The sequence below is a fragment of the Grimontia marina genome, from assembly GCF_900060185.1.
Classification (GTDB): Bacteria; Pseudomonadota; Gammaproteobacteria; order Enterobacterales; family Vibrionaceae; genus Enterovibrio; species Enterovibrio marinus.
The window spans coordinates 1-2,051 of record NZ_FIZY01000141.1; the positions used below are offsets into that span (position 1 = coordinate 1).

Annotated in this window: 1 protein-coding gene; it reads left to right on the forward strand. The window is 55.2% G+C overall.

Features of this window, described 5'->3' with window-relative positions; translation table 11 throughout:
* The coding region (locus tag GMA8713_RS25510; RefSeq protein ID WP_198159591.1) for a hemagglutinin repeat-containing protein at positions 1-2,051 on the forward strand (2,051 nt) is incomplete at both ends.

Sequence of the window (2,051 nt, forward strand, 5' to 3'; positions counted from 1 at the left end):
TCGGCGCTGGACGCGCAAGGTGACGTGACCTTGGTGGCGGATGGTGATGTGACCATTCAGGCGCAGGAATACCGTGAGTTCTCCCGCCACGAAACCATCAAAAAAGGCTTTGGCGGTCTTTCCTCAAAGCAATCGGTCGATGCGACTTCCAAACAGGCGCTGGATGCATCAGAGCTGCTAAGTGCCCAGAACATCGTCGTGAAATCCGGCGAGGATTTGCAGGTATTGGCTAGCGATATCGTGGCAGACGGTGACGTCAATCTGCAAGCATTGGACGAAGTGCTGATTGCCGCAGGTGAAATGGTCACCCAGTCTGAGCAGTGGACCAAAGAGTCCAGCTTCTTCAGTGGCGGTGATTTATACAGCCAGTCTTTCGACCTTCAGGGTGAGGAGCACACTACGGCCGCACAAAGCCAGGTGCAGTCAGGTGGTAACCTCACGGTCAACGCGGGCAGCATCAAAGTCGTGGGCTCAGAGCTGGGTGCCAGTGAAAACGCTGCGCTGACGGCAGACACCGGCAATGTGGACATTCTGGCCGCCAGGGAAAGCCATACCACTTACGAAGAGCATGAAAAGATCTCCATCAGCGCCGGTGATGTGCTGACAGAACTCATGGACACCAGCAACTACACCGATTCACTGGAAAGTGGACAGGCCAAGTTCAAGCTGGCTGAAGCGACCTACGACAAAGTAGATACCCGCACCGACGAAACCACGTATCAGGGCTCAAGCTTGGTGGCGAACAGTGACGTGGCTATCGATGCAGCCTCTGATATCAACATTGAAGGCTCAACGCTGGTCGCAGATGCGAATGCCAATCAGAACGGTGACCTGACGCTGAAAGCAGGTGACAGTGTCCGAATTACCGACGTGACCAACTCCCGCCAAACGCAAACTGAAGAAACCCACGGCAAAGCTGAAGTGAGCGTGGTGGTGCAACACCAGGCGGTGGAGGTGGCAAAAGCTGCACAAGCATTGCAAGAATCCACCAAAGCCTTGAAGCAGGCGAAAAATGACTATCGTCAGTACAAAAAACAGCTGGATACCCTAAACACGACCCTTTCCAAACTGGAGCAGGAGCTGGCGGCTAATAAGCCCGGCGTCACGCAGGCCGATATTATTGAACTGAAAGGCCTGATTGCAGATGTGAAAGGCGATGAGGAATGGTATGTCAGCGGCATTGCGTTGGCTGCAGTGGATGTCACCGCGAAAACCACCGCACTGGTTCAGCAAACGGCGGCGGCGGCGCAATCGACCGCGACCTATGGTTTCAATGCCGGTATTCAGTTAGATATCGAAGGCAGTAAAACCCAGACCGAGTCCCGCCAGACCAAGTCTCAGGCGTCGCAGTTGGCCGGTAACAACATTACTATTCAGGCTGGGAACGAGAAAGGCAATGAAGCCATCATCAAAGGCAGCCACCTCGCCGCGACGGACTCGCTCTCTATCGCTGCCAACGAAGTGAATCTGCTCGCTGCGCAGGAAACCAGCCAGTCAAGCAGCAACAATAAAACGGTATCTGGTTCCGTTCAAGCCACCGCCTATGGTGCGACATCCGGTATATCCGTCAGCCTTAACGGCAGTGAGAGCGAGAGTCAGTCGTCCTCTACCACCCACATTAACAGCACCCTGACGGCAGACAATATTGCTATCACCTCCACCGGTGATACCACCGTACGTGGTGCCAATGTGGATGCACAGAGCGAGCTTGCCCTGAATGTGGGCGGCGACCTCACCGTGGAATCAGTGCAGGACAGACACAGCAGCAACAATAAATCGCGGGGCGTCAGCGCGGGCATTAGCTTAGGTGGCGGCAAAGTAGACAGCAACGGCGTCGTCGATGTCGCGGGCAGTGAGGGTAACGTCACGGGAGCCAATGGCGGCTTGAATGCCAGCAGCGGCCGCACGTATCAGACTGACACTGTTCTCACCAGCCTCACCGCTGGAGAAACCGCCACCATCAAGGTTGATGGTCACACCCAAATCAATGGCGCGCTGATAGCGACCGTGGATGAAGACGGCAAAGACGCAGGAAACCTGACGTTAGAAAC